General features: G+C 60.5%; 22 protein-coding genes. 6 read left to right on the top strand and 16 right to left on the bottom strand.

The window, feature by feature from the left end; all coding sequences use genetic code 11:
- The first annotated feature begins 14 nt into the window (after positions 1 to 14).
- Positions 15 to 587 (top strand): cytochrome b, encoded by a 573-nt coding sequence (locus PMA3_RS13010; protein ID WP_064677527.1) that lies wholly within the window; start codon positions 15 to 17, stop codon positions 585 to 587.
- Here the strand turns inward: PMA3_RS13010 and PMA3_RS13015 are convergent.
- From PMA3_RS13015 to PMA3_RS13030, 4 genes are all read right to left on the bottom strand, one after another.
- Positions 568 to 1677, bottom strand: coding sequence for a DNA alkylation repair protein (locus tag PMA3_RS13015; protein WP_064677528.1), 1110 nt, complete (start codon positions 1675 to 1677; stop codon positions 568 to 570). The genes PMA3_RS13010 and PMA3_RS13015 overlap by 20 nt on opposite strands.
- Before the next feature lie 112 nt (positions 1678 to 1789).
- The gene (locus tag PMA3_RS13020; protein ID WP_064677529.1) at positions 1790 to 3598 is read right to left on the bottom strand and encodes a monovalent cation:proton antiporter-2 (CPA2) family protein; all 1809 of its coding nucleotides are present in this window, start codon (positions 3596 to 3598) and stop codon (positions 1790 to 1792) included.
- A 178-nt stretch (positions 3599 to 3776) separates the two neighbouring features.
- Complete coding sequence (locus PMA3_RS13025; protein ID WP_064677530.1) at positions 3777 to 4100, bottom strand: protealysin inhibitor emfourin; 324 nt, start codon at positions 4098 to 4100, stop codon at positions 3777 to 3779.
- Positions 4097 to 5161 carry a M4 family metallopeptidase gene (locus PMA3_RS13030; protein WP_064677531.1) on the bottom strand — a complete coding sequence of 355 codons (1065 nt, stop codon included), beginning with the start codon at positions 5159 to 5161 and terminating at the stop codon, positions 4097 to 4099. The genes PMA3_RS13025 and PMA3_RS13030 overlap by 4 nt, the downstream gene beginning before the upstream one ends.
- Before the next feature lie 146 nt (positions 5162 to 5307).
- On the opposite strand from PMA3_RS13030, the gene PMA3_RS13035 reads away from it, so the two are divergent.
- Positions 5308 to 5646, top strand: coding sequence for an FKBP-type peptidyl-prolyl cis-trans isomerase (locus PMA3_RS13035; protein WP_064677532.1), 339 nt, complete (start codon positions 5308 to 5310; stop codon positions 5644 to 5646).
- A 63-nt stretch (positions 5647 to 5709) separates the two neighbouring features.
- Here the strand turns inward: PMA3_RS13035 and PMA3_RS30720 are convergent, their stop codons facing one another.
- The gene (locus tag PMA3_RS30720) at positions 5710 to 6678 is read right to left on the bottom strand and encodes an RHS repeat-associated core domain-containing protein (protein ID WP_082930314.1); all 969 of its coding nucleotides are present in this window, start codon (positions 6676 to 6678) and stop codon (positions 5710 to 5712) included.
- 241 nt (positions 6679 to 6919) lie between these two features.
- Entirely contained in the window at positions 6920 to 7951 is a 1032-nt protein-coding gene (locus tag PMA3_RS13040) for a D-cysteine desulfhydrase family protein (protein WP_064677533.1), read from the bottom strand.
- Positions 7952 to 8152: 201 nt separating this feature from the next.
- Here PMA3_RS13040 and PMA3_RS13045 point away from each other — a divergent pair, with 201 nt between their 5' ends.
- Entirely contained in the window at positions 8153 to 8629 is a 477-nt protein-coding gene (locus tag PMA3_RS13045) for an MEKHLA domain-containing protein (protein ID WP_082930315.1), read from the top strand.
- 295 nt (positions 8630 to 8924) lie between these two features.
- Here the strand turns inward: PMA3_RS13045 and PMA3_RS13050 are convergent, their stop codons facing one another.
- Positions 8925 to 9209 carry a DUF3077 domain-containing protein gene (locus PMA3_RS13050; RefSeq protein WP_064677534.1) on the bottom strand — a complete coding sequence of 95 codons (285 nt, stop codon included), beginning with the start codon at positions 9207 to 9209 and terminating at the stop codon, positions 8925 to 8927.
- 443 nt (positions 9210 to 9652) lie between these two features.
- On the opposite strand from PMA3_RS13050, the gene PMA3_RS13055 reads away from it, so the two are divergent.
- On the top strand, positions 9653 to 9967 hold the full coding sequence (locus PMA3_RS13055; protein ID WP_064677535.1) for a hypothetical protein: 315 nt from the start codon (positions 9653 to 9655) through the stop codon (positions 9965 to 9967).
- 12 nt (positions 9968 to 9979) lie between these two features.
- Here PMA3_RS13055 and PMA3_RS13060 read toward each other — a convergent pair whose 3' ends face one another.
- The 7 genes from PMA3_RS13060 to PMA3_RS13090 form a co-directional block, all read right to left on the bottom strand.
- Positions 9980 to 10747 carry an anti-sigma factor gene (locus tag PMA3_RS13060; protein WP_064677536.1) on the bottom strand — a complete coding sequence of 256 codons (768 nt, stop codon included), beginning with the start codon at positions 10745 to 10747 and terminating at the stop codon, positions 9980 to 9982.
- Entirely contained in the window at positions 10744 to 11229 is a 486-nt protein-coding gene (locus PMA3_RS13065) for an RNA polymerase sigma factor (protein ID WP_082930473.1), read from the bottom strand. Before PMA3_RS13065 ends, PMA3_RS13060 begins: the two co-directional genes overlap by 4 nt.
- 67 nt (positions 11230 to 11296) lie before the next feature.
- Positions 11297 to 11830: a tetratricopeptide repeat protein gene (locus tag PMA3_RS13070; protein ID WP_064677538.1), complete on the bottom strand. Its 534-nt coding sequence runs from the start codon at positions 11828 to 11830 to the stop codon at positions 11297 to 11299.
- A gap of 81 nt (positions 11831 to 11911) precedes the next feature.
- Positions 11912 to 12865: a D-2-hydroxyacid dehydrogenase family protein gene (locus PMA3_RS13075; protein WP_064677539.1), complete on the bottom strand. Its 954-nt coding sequence runs from the start codon at positions 12863 to 12865 to the stop codon at positions 11912 to 11914.
- Between the two features lie 13 nt (positions 12866 to 12878).
- Positions 12879 to 13904, bottom strand: a complete 1026-nt coding sequence (locus tag PMA3_RS13080) for an alpha/beta fold hydrolase (RefSeq protein WP_064677540.1) — start codon at positions 13902 to 13904, stop codon at positions 12879 to 12881.
- An 85-nt stretch (positions 13905 to 13989) separates the two neighbouring features.
- A complete protein-coding gene (locus PMA3_RS13085; protein ID WP_064677541.1) occupies positions 13990 to 14424 on the bottom strand; it encodes a YqaA family protein in 435 nt (144 codons plus the stop codon).
- The gene (locus PMA3_RS13090) at positions 14424 to 14870 is read right to left on the bottom strand and encodes a DUF411 domain-containing protein (protein WP_064677542.1); all 447 of its coding nucleotides are present in this window, start codon (positions 14868 to 14870) and stop codon (positions 14424 to 14426) included. Before PMA3_RS13090 ends, PMA3_RS13085 begins: the two co-directional genes overlap by 1 nt.
- A 263-nt stretch (positions 14871 to 15133) precedes the next feature.
- Between PMA3_RS13090 and PMA3_RS13095 the strand changes: the two genes are divergently transcribed.
- On the top strand, positions 15134 to 15322 hold the full coding sequence (locus PMA3_RS13095) for a hypothetical protein (RefSeq protein WP_064677543.1): 189 nt from the start codon (positions 15134 to 15136) through the stop codon (positions 15320 to 15322).
- Positions 15323 to 15341: 19 nt separating this feature from the next.
- On the opposite strand, the gene PMA3_RS13100 is transcribed toward PMA3_RS13095, so the two are convergent.
- Positions 15342 to 15713, bottom strand: a complete 372-nt coding sequence (locus tag PMA3_RS13100; protein ID WP_064677544.1) for a hypothetical protein — start codon at positions 15711 to 15713, stop codon at positions 15342 to 15344.
- Positions 15714 to 15964: 251 nt separating this feature from the next.
- On the opposite strand from PMA3_RS13100, the gene pvdQ reads away from it, so the two are divergent.
- Positions 15965 to 18307: a bifunctional acylase PvdQ gene (pvdQ, locus tag PMA3_RS13105; protein WP_064677545.1), complete on the top strand. Its 2343-nt coding sequence runs from the start codon at positions 15965 to 15967 to the stop codon at positions 18305 to 18307.
- Positions 18308 to 18363: 56 nt separating this feature from the next.
- On the opposite strand, the gene PMA3_RS13110 is transcribed toward pvdQ, so the two are convergent.
- Positions 18364 to 19365, bottom strand: a complete 1002-nt coding sequence (locus PMA3_RS13110; protein WP_064677546.1) for a FecR family protein — start codon at positions 19363 to 19365, stop codon at positions 18364 to 18366.
- Positions 19366 to 19370 lie beyond the last annotated feature (5 nt).

A 19370-nucleotide genomic window follows, 5' to 3' on the forward strand; every position in this document is an offset into this window, starting at 1 on the left:
TAACGAGGCTCACGATGACCCGCAATTCAACGACTCAGCGGTATGGAACACTGTCGATCACCTTGCACTGGCTGATGCTGGCGCTGTTTGTCGGCCTCTATGCCTGCATCGAAATCAAGGGCCTGCTGCCCAAGGGGCACGCGTTAAGAGGATTGTTTCTCGGCTTGCATGGCCTGTTCGGGCTGAGCATTTTCGGATTGGTCTGGGTGCGATTGCTCGGGCGCCTGACACCTCGGCCGCCGATCACGCCGGCCTTGCCCAGCTGGCAGACCGGCATCGCGCACATGATGCATCTGGCGCTGTATGGGCTGATGATCGCCACCCCCCTGTTGGCTTGGCTGATGCTGTCGGCGGCGGGCAAGCCTGTGGCTTATTTCGGCTTTTTCCTGCCGTCGCCGCTTGCCGTCGATCCAGCCCTGGCCAAGCAGTTCAAGTACTGGCACGAACTGCTCGGCAGTACCGGTTACTGGTTGATCGGTGCGCATGCGGCGGCGGGATTGTTCCATCACTACTGGGTTCGCGATAACACGCTGATCCGCATGTTGCCCGGTCGATCCGGCAATGCGGTCAATCCACGTCAGCGATAATCTCGAACCCTGTGCTGGCCAGGCGCTCGCCATTTACCAGAATATGCACGGCGTGCCTGCCTGCGTAATGCCGGCGGGTGGTGAGTTCCTTGATGTGCTGGCCTCGGGCAATGAACTCGGTGCCTTTGCCTGGCAGTGTCAGGGCCTTGAGCTTGAACACCTTCGCCGAGCTGCTGCCGTTGGCTTTGACGTAATCGATGGCATAGTCGATCACCAGTCGCTGGCTGTCCGGTACCGTGGATTTCACGGTGAAGGACAGGCTGATTTTTTCGCCCAGCCGGATCTCCGCGGGCTCCACCTTCACGCCGATGATCTCGACCTCGGGTTTGCCGCCCGCGCCAATGATTGCCAGCGCCCTCTGGTTGCCTTGCTTGATCAGGCTGCGCAGGGCATGCCTGGCGATCCAGGCGGTGTGTTTGTTTTCCAGTGGCCAGCCCTCGATCAGGTCGAGCACCCAGTCGGGATGGTCCTTGGTGATGTCGTTGAGGTGATTGGCCACCGACTTGCGCACATACGGGCTGGCGTCGGCCTTGAGATTGTCGAGAATGGCGGCGGCGAGTGTAGGGTCGGCCTGGATTCGTTCCAGGCGAAATGACCACGGTAGACGCGGTCGGCTGCCTTCGCTGGCCAGGCGCCGGACATGTTCGTTGGCATCCTGGGACCAGTGGTGCATCTGCGCCAGCGTGGGTTCAAGATCGCTGCGTAGAAAATGGCGGACCGCGAACTCCGATGAACCGAACGTCGTGAAGTATTTGAGAGCGTCCATGGACCGCTCGAACCTGTCGGCACCGTAGGTCGCGACATAGTGCGGCAAGGAGATGCTGACGAAGCCGCTGTTCAGCCGCGGGGCGAGGGCGTAAAGCACCTCAAGTGACTCCTCAAAACTCAATGACAGCACCGCATGCAGGCATTCGCTGACCCTGGCCATGCGCTGCATGATCGACAATTGCGCGAGGCCTTCGTTGGCCATTGTCAGGAAGGCCTCGGCGTTGAAAGCGGGGTAGACCGCGGTCATTTCGGTGGCGATGTGGGTGAGGCGCTCGGCGTTGAAGATTTCTTTCAGGGCGGGGGAGGGTTGATCAGCAGCCATTGTGGATTCCTTTAAGCATGTGATTTATCCCAAAACACTGTGGGAGCGAGCCTGCTCGCGAAGGTCGTCAACGATAACGCTGGAAGCCTGACACCCAGCCGGCACATCCACCTCAATTTTTAGCCGATTGCTCTTCCAACTGATCCGACTCAAACAACCGTGCCAATTCCGCCCGCGCTTCCTGCGCCGTCTGCAAGACCTTCGCCGCATCGTCATACACCGCATGCTGCGCTTCCAGCACCTGTTCATCATGATGCTTGAAGCGCTTGATCCGCGCATCCGCCTGGGCCTGGCTCAACCCCAGCCCGACCAGCGTTCGCCGACTCATTTCCAGGCTTGAGTAATAGGTTTCGCGAATGGCCTCGGCGCCTACGTCCATCAGGCGATGCACATGCTGGCGGTTGCGGGCCCGAGCGATGATTTTCATGTGCGGATAGAGTTTGTGGACCAGTTCGGCAGTCTTGATGTTGGTGTCTGGATCATCCGTGGCAATGACGAAATACTCCGCCTCGCCGACCTTGGCCGCTTTAAGGATTTCCGGGCGCATCGGGTCACCATAGAACACCGGCACGCCGCCGAAGCTGCGCGACAGTTCGATGGTCTCCACCGAAGTGTCCAGGGCCACGAACTTGATGTTCTGCGCCCGCAGGATCCGCGCCACGATCTGCCCCATGCGGCCCATGCCAGCGATCACCACGCGCGGCGCGTCGGTATCGATCTCGCGGAATTTCTCCGGTACCACCACCGGTTGCACCTTGGGGCTGACCAGTCGTGCGCACAACAGCAACAGTAGCGGCGTGACAGCCATGGACAAGGTGATCGTCAGCACCAGCAAGTCGTACAGGCGTGGCTCGAACAAGCCCTGATCGCGGCCGATCTTGAACACCACGAAGGCAAATTCACCGCCCGCTGCCAGCACGATGCCAAGGCGAATCGCATTGACCTTGCCCAGGCCACCAGCCAGCCGGCCGACGACAAACAGCAGCGGCAGTTTGATTGCGATCAGCAGCAGGGTCAGGCCAAGTACCGCGATCGGAGCGCTGAGCAGCAGGCTCAGGTTGGCACCCATGCCGACGCTGATGAAAAACAGCCCCAGCAGCAAGCCTTTGAACGGCTCGATCTGCGCTTCCAGTTCGTGGCGGTATTCGGAATCCGCCAGCAGCAATCCGGCGAGGAAAGCGCCGAGGGCCATCGAAACGCCGACCAGATCCATCAGCCACGCCGTGCCGATGACCACCAGCAACGCGGTGGCGGTGGAAACCTCGGGCAGACCGGTCTTGGCCACTACCCGGAACACCGGGCGCAGCAGGTAACGCCCGCCGATCACCACCACCGCGATGCTGCCCAGCACCCGCAAGCCGTGGTTCAAATTTTCATCAGCCGTGGTGGTGTGATCACCGCCCGCCAACAGCGGCACCATGGCGATCAACGGGATCGCGGCGATGTCCTGGAACAGCAGGATCGCGAACGCCAGCCGCCCGTGGGGGCTGGTCAGCTCCTTGCGTTCAGCCAGGCTCTGCAGCCCGAACGCGGTGGAAGACAGGGCCAGGCCCAGCCCCAGGACGATGGCGCTGTTCAACGGTTGGCCGAAAACGTACAGCGCGCACACGCCTATCACCGAGCCCGTCAACAACACCTGCGCCAGGCCGACGCCGAACACCGATTTACGCATCACCCATAAGCGTCGCGGCGACAATTCCAGGCCGATGATGAACAGCAGCAACACCACCCCGAGTTCGGAAATGTGGCTGACGCTTTGCGGGTTGCCGATCAACCCCAGCACCGACGGCCCGATGATGACGCCGGCAAACAGATACCCCAGCACCGCCCCCAGTTGCAGGCGCTTGGCCAAGGGCACGGTGAGCACCGCCGCGAACAGAAACACGACAGCGGCTTGCAACAGGTTGCCTTCATGGGGCATGGCGAACTCCAACGGATGCGGTACGGCGGGGGCGACAAGGATAATGGCAGGACTTGCCGCAGATCCAGTGCGGGAACGGTTCGATCACCGATGTCGCGTGCACCGCAAATACCTGTGGGAGCGAGATCGGCTTGCCCGCGAAGGCTATCTCAGGTTCACTTCGCCCGAAGCAGCCAATTCATAACACCTCGCCTTTATCCCACAAATGCACCAATTCCCCCGGCGCCCGATCTTCAGGCACTTTCATCACCATCCGGTCATCCTGCTCACCAATGCGATAGCACACTTCAATTTCATAAAAACGCTGGTCACCTCGCCCCGAGGCCGGGTCTTCGATTGCCAGGCAACCTTCCAGCACAGAGCAAATCCGTGTGCGTTGATCGATGTTGCATTGCGCAAACGCGATTTCACGAGGACGAGTCAGCGTATGGATCGCCGCCACGCCGCCCTGGCGGGACAGACGTACCACGGCATCATCGCCCAGAGGGGGCAGGCTTTTCATGATTGCTCCTGAGTCGGGACGACACCTGTTTCAGACCAGGCATGCCGCACCACTTGCGCCTCATCGGCGCCGAAACGCTGCCGGGCATGCTCGATGGTCAGCGCCGCGAAGTCACTGAAGGATGCCTCGTTGTTCAAGCCTTGGTCGCACAGGGTGTCATACCAGATACGACCGGTTTTCTCCCAGGCAAAGCCGCCGAACGCCTTGGCCGCGATATAAAACGCCCGGTTGGGGATACCGGAATTGATGTGCACGCCACCGTTGTCCTCCTGGGTGATCACGAACTTGCGCATGTGATCCGGTTGCGGGTCCTTGCCCAGCAGCGGGTCGTCATAGGCCGTGCCGGGATGAGCCATCGAACGCAAGCCGACGCCTTTTATCCGCGGTGTCAGCAAGTCGGCGCCGATCAGCCAGTCCGCCTCGTCGGCACTCTGGCCCAGGACATGTTGCTTGATCAGCACCCCGAACACGTCCGATAGCGACTCATTCAAGGCCCCGGACTGATTGGCGTAAACCAGGCCGGCCTCGCTTTCGATCACGCCGTGGGTCAATTCGTGCCCGATCACATCCAGCGAGCGGGTGAAACGCTCGAAAATTTCGCCGTCACCGTCGCCGAAGACCATCTGCGCGCCGTTCCAGAAGGCATTCTCGTAGTCCTGGCCATAATGCACGCTACCGATCAGCGCAAAACCCTTGTTATCGATGGAGTCGCGGCCGAGCACCTTCCAGAAGAAATCATGGCTGGCGCCCAGTGCGTCGTAGGCCTCATCGACCGCCGGATCGCCCGTCGCCGGCTGCCCTTCAAGCCGGGCAGGCATTCCCGGCAGGAGCATTTTCCCCTGAGCGTCATGAATGCTGCGCCGGACCTGACCGGGTTGCGCGGAAGGCGGCAGGAGGGTCGCCGCCGCAGAACGCACCGGTGGCAGCGGCGTATGCCGAAGGGTGCGCACATGGCTCAGGGTACTCAGGGCACTGGAGCGCTGCCGCTCGGAGCCATGGGCAATAATGCGGTTGAGGATGTAAGGCGGAATGAAACTGCGCAGTGATCGTGAGTCGGTCATCAGAGCATCCTTTCCTGAGTACGATGTCGATACACATGTGAGCGGCAGGCGGCGTTTCGGTTCCATGGATTGCCAACAGCGGCGGATTCTGCGAAAACCTGCGCCTGCGCCCCCATGACCCGGGCGACAACGAACGAGTATCCAGTATGAATGAAGCATTACAAATCATCGATCTGCAGCCGGGCGACGGCAAAGCCGCCGTCAAGGGCGCGTTGATCACCACGCAATACCGCGGCTGGCTGGAAGACGGCACTGAATTCGATTCCTCCTACAGCCGGGGCAAGCCGTTCCAGTGCGTGATCGGCACCGGTCGGGTGATCAAGGGCTGGGACCAGGGCATCATCGGCATGCAGGTGGGCGGCAAGCGCAAGTTGCTGGTGCCGGCGCACCTGGCCTATGGCGAGCGGAGCATGGGCAAGATCCTGCCGAATTCGAATCTGATCTTCGAGATCGAGTTGCTGGAAGTGTTGACCCGGGATGATTGATTGTTTGGTTCTTGATGGAGATCAAAAAATCGCAGCCTGCCGGGTTCCTGCGGACAATCGTATTTAGGAGGACGTTCTGATTGTTTTTGCCTTCGATCCAGTTTCATTAATATGCTGCAGTCGAGGCAGGTTACCTATTCTGGTTATCGCCAGTTCCGGGCGGTTCAATAAGGCCTCCTGGTTTCCCACAGTGATTGAGTCGGGCGTCGGGCGTGCCAGGACGGGCGATTGTGCTCGTGTGGCGTTATGAGTGGGTACCGGGGGCCGGGGGCTCGGAGGTGAATATGGCGGGGGCAGGCTCAGGCTGGAGAAAGAAGGGGGCAGTGTTTCTGGCGCAGCTAACGACAGTGTCGAATATCGAGGAGGCCTGTCCATAGTTCGAGCAACCCTCTGAAACCATTGAGCACTTCTTGCCGTCGCAGCTCTCGCCGCTCTGTACGCCAGCGTCATGCTGGCAGCCCCAGCGACCACGCTCGAGCTCGCCAGAATCGGTGCTATTACCAAAGCAGCGTTTGCAGAGGCAGCTGTACCAAGTAATACGCCAAGCGCCCCTGTCCCCAGAGCCAAAATGCCTTGTGCAGCAAAACGACCGCTACTGGACAATGCAACGCCCATACCTCCTAACGAAGATGCCACGCCCCCAGCATCCACTAGGTGGATCAGGACCGTCGGAATAACAAAATGCCCTGTGGGATCACGATAGTTGATGGGATCGCCCATGCAGAACATGTACGGGTTCAACCCACCCGCCCTAAACGGGCTCAAATTGTCAGGGCTGTGAAAGCGCATCAGAACCGGATTATAGGCTCGATAACCCTTACCCGGCAGGTACCAATGAGTATGCCTCTCTCGAAGTTCTCCATTGAAACCCAGGCAGGACGAAGGTTGGCGATCTGGCGATTGGTGACCGTAGGCAGAGTACGCCCTCCGGTTGATATTACCTTGAACAACTTCCGCTAGCACGGATTGGCTCCGGTCGGTAGCCAGCAGAACGATCAGGGTATTGTTCCGGGAGCGAGTGGACGTGACCATCGGTATCGTGCCTCAGGGAATGGAGGGCGGTTTTTTGTTTTTACAGTAGTGGCCGTGCTCCTTGTACTAGCAGAACTGATAGGGGACTTGAGAGCGTCCGCAAAGGATGCTTCCAGGCCAGGGGATTTCTCTGTTTTTTTCTAGAGTTAAAAGTGTCGGTCCCCTATCCCGTTCGCCATGTTTGCCAAATCTGATTGTCGAGATCGAGTTGCTGGAAGTGCTGCCCCGGGATGATTGATTCTCAGGGCTGAAAGGTGTCCCGGTAGGCATAAAGGCCCGGTGTGCCGCCGGTCATCACGAACAATACGTTGTCCCCGGAACCGAAGCGTCCTTGCCCGAGATCGGCCAACAGCCCGGCGAAGGCTTTGCCGGAATACACCGGGTCGATCAGCAGGCCTTCGGCACGCGCCATCAGGCGTACGGCGTCTTGCATGGCTTGCGTTGGCAGGCCGTAGCCGTCGCCCAGTTGACTGCCGTCGATGACAATTTCTTCAGGCTGCACGATGGCGCTGCTGCCCAACAGTGTCAGCGCGTCCCGGGTCAATTGCAGGGTCCGGGCCGCCGACGTATCTCGATCGGATAATACCGAATAGGACTTGACGATCGAGGTGCCGCGATTCAGCAACCGGAAGCCGGCCGCGAGCCCGGCATGGGTACCGGCGCTGCCGTTGGGCACGACTACCTGATTGAAGGTGAGACCGAGTTCGGCCTCCTGCTGCGCGATCTCTGCCGCACAGCGCGCATAACCGAGACTGCCCAGGGGTGTTGAACCGCCCGTGGGAATCACCAGCACCTTGCGACCCGAATCCCGAAGTTGCGCGGCGCGTATCTCGGCCGTCGCGACTGAATCGCTGCCCCCGGCCAGCACCTGCAGGTGTGCGCCGAACAACTGATCGAGCAGAACGTTGCCGTTGCGTTCGTAATCCACATCGGTCTTGGGCACCGATCGGGTAAGGATCAATTCGCAGGCGATGCCCAGGCGAGCACACACGGCTGCGGTCAGGCGCGCATGGTTGGACTGAAGACCGCCCACGGTAATGACCGTGTCGACCCCGACCTGCTGCGCTGCGCCGATATGAAACTCGAGCTTGCGCAGTTTGTTGCCGCCACCGCCGATCAACATGTGATCGTCGCGCTTGAGAAACAGGCCAATGCCCTGCGCCTTGAGGCCCAACAGCTGTTCAAGGCGTTCAGCCCGCTGAATCGGGGTGGGACCTTGCAACAGGTCTGCTCGCGCAAACGAACTCAGCAACTTGTCCAGTAGGGTATGCATCAATAGGGCCTCGTTGTTCGCATTTTATTCATGGGACTGTATGAACAAAGGCCTTCGGTGATAAACCCATCGCCAGTTATTACTCTTCTTACATGATGTAATTAATAGCGAGTGGCTTGATCGCTATGACGGCGGATTTTTCCGGCCGGTTTCGATAGGCTAAGCGGCCTCGGATATTCATGCTTTTGCAGGGGAGGGCGAGTGTCGCCAATCAATGAATACATCGCTTATGTGCAATTGCTGGACGACGCTTATCGGCACTGGACCGGTGAAAGCCTGCCGGCTCCCCGGGCGCTGACAGGACTTGAGCGCTTGCACTGGTTGCACGCGCATGCGCCTTACAGCCTGCTGGCCCATGGTACGGAAGACGACCCTTGTTTCTTCTACGCCAATGAACAGGCGCTGGCCTGCTTCAAATACCCGCGCTCCGCGTTCCTGGGCATGCCGTCACGGTTCAGCGCTTCGCCGCTGGATCGCGCCATGCGCCAGTCGCTGCTGGAGCAGGTCACGGCCAACGGCATTGCCCATGGTTACAGTGGTTATCGGGTGGACCGGGACGGCGAAGCGTTCATGATTCACGAAGGCAAGGTCTGGACGCTGATTGATCAGCGCGGCGAAAACCGTGGCCAGGCGGCGTTGTTCTGGCCGGATGAGCGGAGTATTGGCCGGGTCGATTGAGGCGTGGGCAGGACCGCTTCGCCTCGCGAAGAGGCCATCACATTCAATATCAATGTCGACTGACCCACCGCCATCGCGAGCAAGCTCGCTCCCACAGGGATTCATGCGAGTTTGGATATTTTGTATCCACCACAAATCACTGTGGGAGCGGGCTTGCCCGCGAAGGGGCCGTTACATTCAATATCAATGGCGACTGCCCCAGCGCTTTCGCGGGCAAGCCCACTCCCACAGGGCATCGTCATGCGAGGGAGCGAGGTAGCTATTCAGTGCTGCGCACGAATCTGCATGTGCGGGTTCATGCGTCACCTTGCGCTTGAGCGGCGTGCAGGCCGTCGATGGAAGCCTGGACCAGTGAGCGTGCGGTGCCGAGCATCTGGGAACTGGCCCAGCGTAATGAAGCCGTGTATTCGGGACGGGTTGCGTTGGGGGCTTGGAGGGCCAGGTCTTCGGCGCAGCTGAGGTAGACCGCGGCGTGTTCGAGAGCGTCGAGTAACGGGATATCGGGCTGAACGGCGAACAGGTGATGGTCGACGTGATCGCAGCGGGCGAAGAGGGTGGATTTTGTGGTTGGTTCGGTCATGTGCATCTCCCAGAAAGTGGAGTTGCCACGAATCGCCGTCAAACGATTTGGGTGGCAACTGTACGCAGGTTGACGGACCGGTCCTAGGAACCCGGCGCACTCGAAAGCGCCCCACGCACAGCTGCCATAGCACTGAGCAAGGACCTAGGAAAAAACGGAGCCGTCAAACCCCATCACGAATGAGTCGTGACAGGCGCGAGGATAGGGAGTGAGGCTGGAGCAGTCAACCGGCGGCGCCTGTGGTGCAGAGCATTGCGCAGCTGATTGCAGGAATATGAGCGCTTACATTCCTGTGGCGAGAAAATCGACAAGCGGTAGCCTTTCGCTCTACGTTCCCGGGCCGTACTGTCAAACCTGACAGTAGTCACTTCCCTCACTTGCGCGTTTCAATGTCTCCCTGCAGTCAAGCCGAGGTGGCATGAACTGGTGCAGGGAGAGCAGAAATGAAAGAGCCCGTCACTCCAATAATCAGAATGGGTACGATCAGCGCGTTGACCGTGGTCGAGGTCGGAGCGATCCCGACGACCTTTGCCATGGTCACTACCGAGGGGTGCTCTTCCAGGTTGGCAGTCCGGATAGGTGCCAATTGCACTGCTGGAGGCGAGGTCTGTTTTTCCGTCGGGGACGAAGTGGAATATACGTTGGTCGAGGGCGCGGCCGGGGAACCGCCAAGAGCCCGGGACCTGATGAAGTCAGGGAACCATCGCGACGCCATTGTCGATGAGTACTGCCAGCCGATCCGCAACAACTTTGCATAGTTACCCTTGTACTCATGCACTGAGTCGGGTTCGCAACAACCTGGCCATGTCCTCCAGTTCCGCCGCCGGGTTACGCCCGATCAGCATCCACGCGTGTTCCAGGTCAGCCCAGTAGACGACGTTGAGCCCACGCCGCCGTTCGTGCGCAAAGGGTCGACTGCCGCTGCTGGACCGGGTCACGCACAGCGCAAGCGGGCCGTGCGCCGGGTCCAGCCAGGTCATTTGGGCGATGGGCACGCCGTCGTATTCGAGGATTTGCGCGCGCTTGAATTGCGCGGGCGGCAAGTTCAGTTTGGCCGCCGTCAGATTGAGCCCCAGACGCGCGTCGATGGTTCGCAGTTGCGCACGCTGGGCGGCTTCGTCACCCGGCAGATGGTCCAGGGTCTGCGGTACGTAGAGCGCCATGTAGTCCGCGAGCCGTGCACGCCAGTTGGTTTTCTGCAGGCTCGACTGCCAGTTGAGGAACAGCCGGTCCGCCACCACACTGCTGACCACCAGCCCGGCTGCTGCGGCAAGGAACCAGCGCCGATTCATCGCCGGGCGCTCAGGGCTGGGCAAGCTGTCGAGCATGGACTGCAAACGTTCCACGGGCGCTTGTCGGCCTGCTTGATCGTAGGCGTCCTTGAACGGCAGGCTGCTGCGGGCCAGCCATTGCAGGCGCAGGTTGAGCAGCGAGTCTTCGGCGATGGCGGCATCGATGCGGCTGCGTTGTTCGGTGTCGAGCTGGTCGTCGAGGTAGGCCACCAGTTGCTCGTCCGAAGGGATCCCGTGATCGTTCATCGACGTTCTTCTGTGGAGGGGCTCGGCACGGCGTGCAACGGCGGGTACTCGGCAAGCTTCACCCGTGCGGTGGCCAGGCGGCTCGTCACCGTGCCGAGAGGTACTTGCAGCACCTCGGCGACCTCGTGATAGGACAAGCCTTCGACATAGGCGAGAAAGACGCATTCACGCTGGGTTTCGGGCAGCGCGTCGACGCGCCGAATCACCTGAGTGGCGAAGACATTGGGTTGCGCCGCATGTTCTCCGTCGAACGACAAGGCGTTGTCGGCCCCCACCAGGGCCTGACCCTGGCGCACCCGGCGCGAGCGGACCTCGTTGAGCCAGATCGAATGCAAAATGCTCAGCAGCCAACAATCCATGCGGGTGCCCGGAGCCAACTGCCGGACACGCTCGAGCGCCCGTACGCAGGTGGCCTGCACAAGTTCTTCGGCGACATGCCGTTGCCGGGACAGCAGCAGGCCGTAGCGCCATAGACGCGCCAGATGCTGGCCGAGTTCGGCCCGTAATGCCTGATCGCTGGCGATGGCGACCTCCGTTCGCTTTGGGGTGTCAGGTTTTCGACGAATCGTTGATGGCCGCGGCCAGGTCCTGGTATTCCTCGCAACTGCTGCCACAGATCGATTTGATCTGCTGCAATTGCTCCTGCGCCAGGTCCAGCCGACCCTTGATCACATAGGCTTCGCCCAGGTACTCACGCACCTGCGCGTACTGCGGGTCGAGTTTGACCGCTTGCAGGTAATACCCGATGCCTTCGTCGGTGCGCCCCAGTTTACGCGTAGCGTAACCGCGATAGTTCAAGGCTTTGGCGGTGTTCGGCTGTTGCAGCGTGTCGAGCAGCGCGAGGGCTTCTGCATAGCGACCGTCTTTGGCCAGGCGATAGGCGTAATCGGTGCGGTCGGCGTCCGGGACCAGGCTGCTGTCCTGCATCAGGCATTTCTGTTGCTTGCTGTCCCAGACCTGGCCTTTGGGGCATTCGGGTTTTTGGACAGGTTCCTCCTCATCACCCTCGGCGAATGCAAGTGAGCCGGACAGCGCGAAAGCCAGCAGCAGTGGGGTAGCGAAAGCAGCAAGACGGATGTTCATTGGCGATGCTCCACGGGTTGATGCGTTTCAATTCGAACCAGTCAAGATTGAGACATCGAGCAGGCCAACATCGTTGAATGTTCAGCTCAGCAGACGAATCGGAGCGCCCGCCGACCAGGCCTGGATGTCCTCGATCATCTGCGAAAAGAACTGCTGGTAGTTCTGCCGGCTGACGTACCCGACATGCGGCGTGGCCAGTACATTCTCCAGGGTGCGCCATGGATGAAGCGCGGGCAACGGTTCCTGCTCGAACACGTCCAGCGCCGCGCCGGCCAGTCGTTGTTTTTGCAGTGCCTTGATCAACGCCGCTTCATCGACGATCGGCCCGCGGGCGGTGTTGACCAGTAGCGCGGTGGGCTTCATCCAGTCCAGCGCTTCGGTGTCGACCATGCCACGGGTGCGCTCGCTGAGCACCAGGTGCACCGACAGCACATCGGCTTGTTCGAACAATTCCTGCTTGCTGACATAGGTGACGTCGACTTCGGCCGCGCGTTCGGCGGTCAGGTTCTCGCTCCAGGCAATCACCCGCATGCCGAACACCTGGCCGAACCGGGCGACACGCCGCCCGATGCTGCCCAGGCCGAGAATCCCCAGGGTCTTGCCGTGCAGGTCGCCACCCAGGCCTTGTTGCCAACCGCCTGCGCGTAAGGCGTTGGCTTCCCCCACAAGGTTACGCGTGGCGGCCATGATCAGCGCCCAGGTCAATTCTGGCGCGGCGTGTTTATAGCTGTCGGTGCCGCACACCTGAATGCCCAGTGCGGCGGCGGCCTTAAGGTCCAGGGCGGCGTTGCGCATGCCCCCGGTGACCAGCAGTTTGAGTTTTGGCAAACGCTGCAACAGATCCTGGTCGAATCGGGTGCGCTCGCGCATCACACAGATCACCTCGAACTCACCCAGGCGCTGCGCCAGGGTTGCGTTGTCGGCGGGGTAGTCATGAATAAAATTCACCTGGCCGATGGGGTCCAGCGCCGACCAGTCCACCACGTCCCGGGCCACATCCTGCCAGTCATCGATTACCGCAATCTGCAACGCCATCAGCCTTACCTCATCAACGAAGGGTATCGGTTTTGTTCAGCCAGGCCAGCAGCGCCTGGTGGAATTTCGCCGGTTCTTCCATCTGCGGCGCATGGCCCATGCCGGGAAATTCGACCAGGGTCGACTGGGGAATCAGTTTCGCCACTTGCTTGCCGAGCACCGGGTAATGGCCGATTTTCGCCTTGACCTCGGGCGGCGCAAGGTCCTTGCCGATGGCCGTGGTGTCGGAAGTGCCGATCAGCAGCAGCGTCGGCATCTTCAAGTCCTTGAACTCGTAGTACACCGGTTGAGTGAAGATCATGTCGTAGATCAACGCCGAATTCCACGCCACCTGAGTCTTGCCCGGCCCTTTGCTCAGGCCCGCGAGCATGTCCACCCAGCGGTCGAACTCGGGCTTCCAGCGGCCGTCATAGTAGGTGCTGCGCTCGTAGTCGCGGATGCCTTTGGCCGTGACCTTCAGTTCTCGCTCATACCATTGATCCACCGTGCGGTAGGGCACGCCGAGGGCTTTCCAGTCTTCCAGGCCGATGGGGTTGACCAGTGCCAATTGTTCGACCTGGTCGGGATACAGCAGCGCATAGCGGGTGGCGAGCATGCCTCCGGTGGAATGCCCGAGCAAGGTGGCCTTCTGGATGCCGAGGGCCTTGAGCAGTTGCTGGGTATTGGTCGCCAGTTGCTGGAAGCTGTATTGGTAGTTGTCCGGCTTGCTGGACGTACAGAAACCGATCTGGTCCGGGGCGATGACCCGGTAGCCGGCGTCGCTCAGGGTCTTGATCGAAGTGTCCCAGGTCGCGCCGCAGAAATTCTTGCCGTGAAGCAACACGATGCTGCGCCCGTTGGCCTTGCCGTTGGCGGCGACGTCCATGTATCCCATCTGCAGGGTTTTGCCTTGGGACTGGAAGTCGAAGTGCTTGACGGTGTAGGGGTACTCGAAGCCTTGCAACTGTGGACCGTATTCCGGGCCTTCGGCATAAGCGATGACCGGCAGTGCGGCGGTCAGCATCAGGCTGGGCAGCCAGCGCGAGCGTCTCTGGGGCATGGGTAAACTCCATTGGAAATCCGCCGATGCTGGATCGGCATGATTAGGGCGACATTAAACACAGGCAATCACGGCGCAAGATCGTTCAACCCATCCAGCCCAATGTGGCCAGGGCCAGTACGCCATAGCGGGCGCCCTTGGCGAGGGTCACGATCAGCAGGAATCGCCCCAGCGGCTCGCGCATCACCCCGGCCACCAGGGTCAGCGGATCACCGATGACGGGCACCCAACTTAGCAGCAAGGACCAGTGACCGAAGCGCTGATAATGGATTCGGGCTTTATCCAGATGGCGGGGACTGACCGGAAACCAGCGCCGATCCCGGAATCGCTCGATCCCACGGCCCAGCCACCAGTTCACCAGCGACCCCAGGACATTGCCCAGCGTGGCCACCGCCAGCAACAACCAGAGCCAGTACCGGTCGCTGACCAGCAAGCCCACCAGCAGCGCTTCGGACTGTAGCGGCAGCAGCGTCGCGGCACCGAACGCGGCAAAGAACAGCCCGATGTACGCACCGGACATCAATGGGCAGGGTAGTCCGCCACCACCACGTCAGTGCCGTCCTTTTTCAGGCCGATCACCTGATAGGCATCGCTCATGCCGTCCATTTCCATGCCAGGCGAACCCATGGGCATGCCGGGGGTGGCGACACCCAGCAGATCGTCGCGCTTGCTCAAGGCCAGTACCTGATCGGCGGGCACATGGCCTTCAACGAATTTGCCATTGATCAGGCCGGTATGGCACGACGACAGACGCGGCGGCACGCCGTGCTGTTGCTTGAATTCGCTCATGTTGGTTTCGACGCGATCATCGACCTTGAAGCCGTTGGCTTCCAGATGGCTGATCCACTTCTTGCAGCAGCCGCAGTTGGCGTCGCGGTGGACTTCGATCGGGATCAGGTCGGCGGCCTGGGCCAGGGAGGAAATGAACAGGGCGCTCAGGGCGGCCAGACGCAGATGGGTTCGCATGGGGAGTCTCGTTTCGGGTTGCGGCCAGAAAAATGCATTCTGACCATTCTAAACAACTACGAGGCACGAGACTGTTTCGAATTAATACTGATTCGACGCATTGTAGGAAAATTCCCATGGTGATCGCCGCAAGAAGCCAAAACGCTTCATCGGCATGTAACATGAGACCCCGTTTGCAGCCCCCATCCCGATAAACACCAGGGGCCTGGCTTGCATGCGTACACAACATTTTTCAGCTTCACGCACACATTCAGGAAATGGCAATGACTCAGTCGCAACGTTTGAAATACTCGATTCTGATCTCCCTGGTCGTGCTGGGCATCATGTTCGGCCTTTCTTATCTGCAGAACACCGGCGTCATCGACGAAAAGCTGTTCCAGTACATCGCCATTGGCGTAGCGGTGCTGGTGGTGGTGATCAATGGCGTGATGCGCCGCAAGGTCAAGCCCTGAGCGACGCCCATCGGCCGGGTTACTCGTGGTGGAGAACGGCGGCGGCCTGTGGATGCAGGCTGTAGCTCTTGTCTGGATTGAGGGTGATCACGCCTTCGCCGCACAGACGCTTCAACACTTCCCGCACACTGAGAAATGACAGCGGGATGTCCAGGTCCAGCAAGTGACTGTGCACGCCTCGCACCCCCAGGCTGCGGTCGCTGTCGGCGGCGGTGAGCAAGGCGTCGATGACCTTCAGGCGAATCAGGCTGGTGCGCAGGCCAAAGCTCTTGAGCAGGAACCTGATCCGCTCGTTGCCGTGGCGCTCGGTGCGTTGATCGAAAACGCCGGAGCCCATGGCGGTGCTCTTTGGCGCAGTACTACCGTCCGTTGGCAGTTGCGAGTTGTACATGCAAAAACTCCTTATCAGAGCCTGAACCGGAAAATGTGATGGGTGCTCTCAATCAATAAGACGGATGAGCCGGGCAAATCATGAAGGCTCGAATGTAGAAATTTTGTCGGCATCGCGTCGGCGCTAAGTCCGACGCCCTGATGGCGGGGGTCAACGCCCTAAATTTTTTTCGTTCGCTTCGTCTTTAGGGGGAGGCACAATGCGTGCAACGACGCAGGGTGTGACCTTCGTTTTTACGATCAGGAGCGAGCGTGATTATTTCCAGGCAGTTAACCAGGTTGAGCCTTGCCGCGGTGTTGGTGGGCTTGAGTCTTGCGGCAAACGCGCGCAGTCAACCGGAGCAGGCGACTGCCGATATCCGCCGCACCAGTTTTGGCGTACCGCATATCCGCGCCGAGAACGAGCGTGGCCTCGGCTATGGCATCGGCTATGCCTACGCCCAGGACAACCTGTGCCTGCTGGCCAATGAAATCACCACGGTAAATGGCGAACGATCCCGCTATTTCGGCCCGGATCAATTCACCGTTGAAGAACGGGAGAACCGGGTCAGCGATGTGTTTTTCAGCTGGTTGAACACCCCTAAGGCCGTCGATGCATTCTGGCAGGCGCAACCCCCGGAAATCCGTCAGCTCATGGACGGGTATGTGGCCGGTTACAACCGCGCCCTGAAAGAGCGTCGGTCCCAGGGTTTGCCGCAGCAATGCCAGGGCGACTGGGTGCGGGAGATCACGCCCCAGGACCTGGTCAAGTTGACCCGTCGCCTGCTGGTCGAAGGCGGGGTCGGGCAATTCGCCGAAGCCTTGGCCGGGGCCACCCCACCCCAAGCCACGGCTCAGACAGCCGCCCCTGGGTCGTTCCAGGTCGCCGATTCGCGTATGCAGCGCTTTGCCCTGGATCGGGGCAGCAACGCGGTGGCGGTGGGCAGCGAGCGCTCTTTCAATGGCCGCGGCATGTTGCTGGCCAATCCGCATTTCCCCTGGGTCGGCGGGATGCGCTTCTACCAGATGCACCTGACCATTCCCGGCAAGCTGGACGTCATGGGCGCCGCGTTGCCCGGGCTGCCGATGATCAACATCGGTTTCAACCAGCACCTGGCCTGGACCCACACCGTGGACTCGTCCAGGCATTTCACCCTGTATCGTCTGCAGCTCGATCCCAAGGATGCAACCCGCTACCTGCTCGATGGCAAGTCGTTGCCGATGCAGCAGCAGACGGTGACCGTGAACGTGAAGCAGCCGGACGGCCAGACCCGGGCGGTGTCCCATGTGGTCTACAGTTCGCAATTCGGCCCGATCGTGCAGTGGCCGGGGAAGCTCGACTGGGACCGTCAGTTCGCCTATAGCTTGCGCGACGCCAACCTGGATAACGATCGGGTGCTGCAGCAGTGGTACGCGATGAACCGTGCCGACAGCCTCAAGGCATTGCAGGCCTCGGTCCACAAGATCCAGGGCATCCCCTGGGTCAACACCCTGGCGGCGGACGATCAGGGGCAGACGCTGTACATGAACCTGTCGGTGGTGCCGAACGTCAATGCCGACAAACTGGCCAAGTGCAGTGATCCCCGGGCCGGGTTGCAGATGATCGTGCTCGACGGGTCCAACAGTGCCTGCGCCTGGGACATCGATCCGCAGGCTGCGCAACAAGGCATTTATGCGGCTGACCGATTGCCGCAACTGTTGCGCAAGGACTTCGTGCAGCACGCCAACGATTCGGCGTGGATGGCCAACCCGGCACAACCGCTCACCGGTTTCTCGCCGCTGATCAGCCAGGACAGCCAGCCTTTGGGCCTGCGTTCACGCTTTGCCCTGGAGCGCCTGGCGACCTTGAGCAAGGCCGGCCCGATTGCAGCGGCGGACCTGCAGCGAATGGTCCTGGACGACCAGGTGTATCAGGCCACTCAAGTGATGCCGGACCTGTTGCAATTCTGCGCGGCAGGCTTGGGAACCGATGCGCCAACGCTGGCAGCGTTATGTGACAGCCTCAAGACCTGGGACCTCCGTGCGAATCTCGACAGCGGCGTAGGGTTTGTGCATTTCCAGAACATTATGGAGGTGCTCCAGCAATTACCGGATGTCTGGCGTGTCGGGTTCGATCCAGAAGATCCGCAACACACCCCGCGCGGCCTGGCGGTCGATCACCCGGACGTCGCCAAAGCGCTGCGCGAGGCGATGCTGGTATCGGTAGAGCAGGTCAATCAGGCGGGTCTCAAGGCTGACAGTCGCTGGGGTGATATTCAGGTGGTCAGCAGTGGCGGCCAGCAGACACCGATTCACGGCGGCCCCGGTACCCTGGGGGTCTACAACGCCATCCAGAGCGTGCCGAGAACTGACGGTAAACGCGAAGTCGTCAGCGGCACCAGCTATTTGCAAGTGGTGACCTTCGATGACCAGGGGCCACAGGCTCAGGGACTGCTGGCCTTCTCGCTGTCCAGTGACCCGGAGTCGAAGTACTCCCGGGACCAGACCCTGGCGTTCTCGAAGAAACAGTTGAGTGTGTTGCCGTTCACCGAGCAGCAGATCACGGCGGACCCGCAGTATCAGACCCTGACCCTTCGCGAGCAGGATGAAAAAGCCGGGAAGATGGCCAAACAGTAAAACGATTGGTACTGGAGTGAAGAATGGAGGCCGCACCCCCGCAAGGGCTGCGGCCTTCAGCTTTTCGGAGGCTGTTGCGGAATGGCGTTGAGGACCGGGTTGCCGTCCTTGTTGCGGGTCAGGTAGACCGGCAGCACCTTGGGCAGGGACGCCACCAGGCTATTGAGTTCCTTGATGTTGTAGATGCCGCCGAGGCGGATCGAGCCGGTACTGTTGTCGGCCAGCATCAGCGGCTTGTCCAGGTAGCGATTGATCAAGGGCAGGGCATCGGACAGCGCCAGATCATCGAGCACCAGTTTGCCGCTGCGCCAGGCCAATGAATTATCGTTGGCGTAGGTCTGGCTGATCTGCGGGGTGAAGTCGCCGTGTTTATAACGCGCCTGCATCGCGGGTCCGAGACGCAAGCCATCGCCCGGAAGATCATCGTTGCTGGTTACCAAAACCGAACCCTCAATCAGGTTGACTCGCACCTGATCCTCATACATCCAGACGTTGAATTGAGTGCCGGTGACCCGAATCCTGCCATCCGCTGCCCTGACGATGAAGGGGTGAGCGGTGTCGTGACTGACGCTGAAAAAAGCTTCGCCCTTATCCAGCGTGACCCGACGATGATCCTTGTAGTTGCTGAACGTCAGCTCACTGCCCAGGTTCAGCTCCACCCGACTGCCATCGCTCAGGGTGACCTGACGAACCGTATCGCCGGCTTCGAAGTGCTGGTAGGCATCGGGAAGCCAACCGAGGTTCCAGCCGCTATAGGCGGCCAGTGGCAACGCCAGGGCACACACGGCGGCGGCGATGCCGACCGTGCGCCAAGGCGTTGCAGGTTTGATCCGGACCGCGGGCACGATGGCGTCGGGACGAGGCAAATCCCCAGCGACTTCCCAAATGTCCAGCATGGCCTCGTACTCGACCGCATGAAGCGGATGAGCATCACGCCATTGTTCGAACGCCAGGCGCTCTTGCGCAGTGCAGTCGCTGGCGTGCAGACGCATGCACCAGTGCGCAGCGGCATCGGTGATGGCGTCATATTGGGCTTGCGAGAGAGGGCTTTCGGTCATTGACT

Source organism: Pseudomonas silesiensis, from assembly GCF_001661075.1.
Classification (GTDB): Bacteria; Pseudomonadota; Gammaproteobacteria; order Pseudomonadales; family Pseudomonadaceae; genus Aquipseudomonas; species Aquipseudomonas silesiensis.

Bases quoted from the DNA above. Each gene is read 5' to 3' on its own strand.
- PMA3_RS13010 (WP_064677527.1), top strand. From the start codon at position 15: ATGACCCGCAATTCAACGACTCAGCGGTATGGAACACTGTCGATCACC.
- PMA3_RS13015 (WP_064677528.1), bottom strand. From the start codon at position 1,677: ATGGCTGCTGATCAACCCTCCCCCGCCCTGAAAGAAATCTTCAACGCC.
- PMA3_RS13020 (WP_064677529.1), bottom strand. From the start codon at position 3,598: ATGCCCCATGAAGGCAACCTGTTGCAAGCCGCTGTCGTGTTTCTGTTC.
- PMA3_RS13025 (WP_064677530.1), bottom strand. From the start codon at position 4,100: ATGAAAAGCCTGCCCCCTCTGGGCGATGATGCCGTGGTACGTCTGTCC.
- PMA3_RS13030 (WP_064677531.1), bottom strand. From the start codon at position 5,161: ATGACCGACTCACGATCACTGCGCAGTTTCATTCCGCCTTACATCCTC.
- PMA3_RS13035 (WP_064677532.1), top strand. From the start codon at position 5,308: ATGAATGAAGCATTACAAATCATCGATCTGCAGCCGGGCGACGGCAAA.
- PMA3_RS30720 (WP_082930314.1), bottom strand. From the start codon at position 6,678: ATGGTCACGTCCACTCGCTCCCGGAACAATACCCTGATCGTTCTGCTG.
- PMA3_RS13040 (WP_064677533.1), bottom strand. From the start codon at position 7,951: ATGCATACCCTACTGGACAAGTTGCTGAGTTCGTTTGCGCGAGCAGAC.
- PMA3_RS13050 (WP_064677534.1), bottom strand. From the start codon at position 9,209: ATGACCGAACCAACCACAAAATCCACCCTCTTCGCCCGCTGCGATCAC.
- PMA3_RS13055 (WP_064677535.1), top strand. From the start codon at position 9,653: ATGAAAGAGCCCGTCACTCCAATAATCAGAATGGGTACGATCAGCGCG.
- PMA3_RS13060 (WP_064677536.1), bottom strand. From the start codon at position 10,747: ATGAACGATCACGGGATCCCTTCGGACGAGCAACTGGTGGCCTACCTC.
- PMA3_RS13070 (WP_064677538.1), bottom strand. From the start codon at position 11,830: ATGAACATCCGTCTTGCTGCTTTCGCTACCCCACTGCTGCTGGCTTTC.
- PMA3_RS13075 (WP_064677539.1), bottom strand. From the start codon at position 12,865: ATGGCGTTGCAGATTGCGGTAATCGATGACTGGCAGGATGTGGCCCGG.
- PMA3_RS13080 (WP_064677540.1), bottom strand. From the start codon at position 13,904: ATGCCCCAGAGACGCTCGCGCTGGCTGCCCAGCCTGATGCTGACCGCC.
- PMA3_RS13085 (WP_064677541.1), bottom strand. From the start codon at position 14,424: ATGTCCGGTGCGTACATCGGGCTGTTCTTTGCCGCGTTCGGTGCCGCG.
- PMA3_RS13090 (WP_064677542.1), bottom strand. From the start codon at position 14,870: ATGCGAACCCATCTGCGTCTGGCCGCCCTGAGCGCCCTGTTCATTTCC.
- PMA3_RS13095 (WP_064677543.1), top strand. From the start codon at position 15,134: ATGACTCAGTCGCAACGTTTGAAATACTCGATTCTGATCTCCCTGGTC.
- PMA3_RS13100 (WP_064677544.1), bottom strand. From the start codon at position 15,713: ATGTACAACTCGCAACTGCCAACGGACGGTAGTACTGCGCCAAAGAGC.
- PMA3_RS13110 (WP_064677546.1), bottom strand. From the start codon at position 19,365: ATGACCGAAAGCCCTCTCTCGCAAGCCCAATATGACGCCATCACCGAT.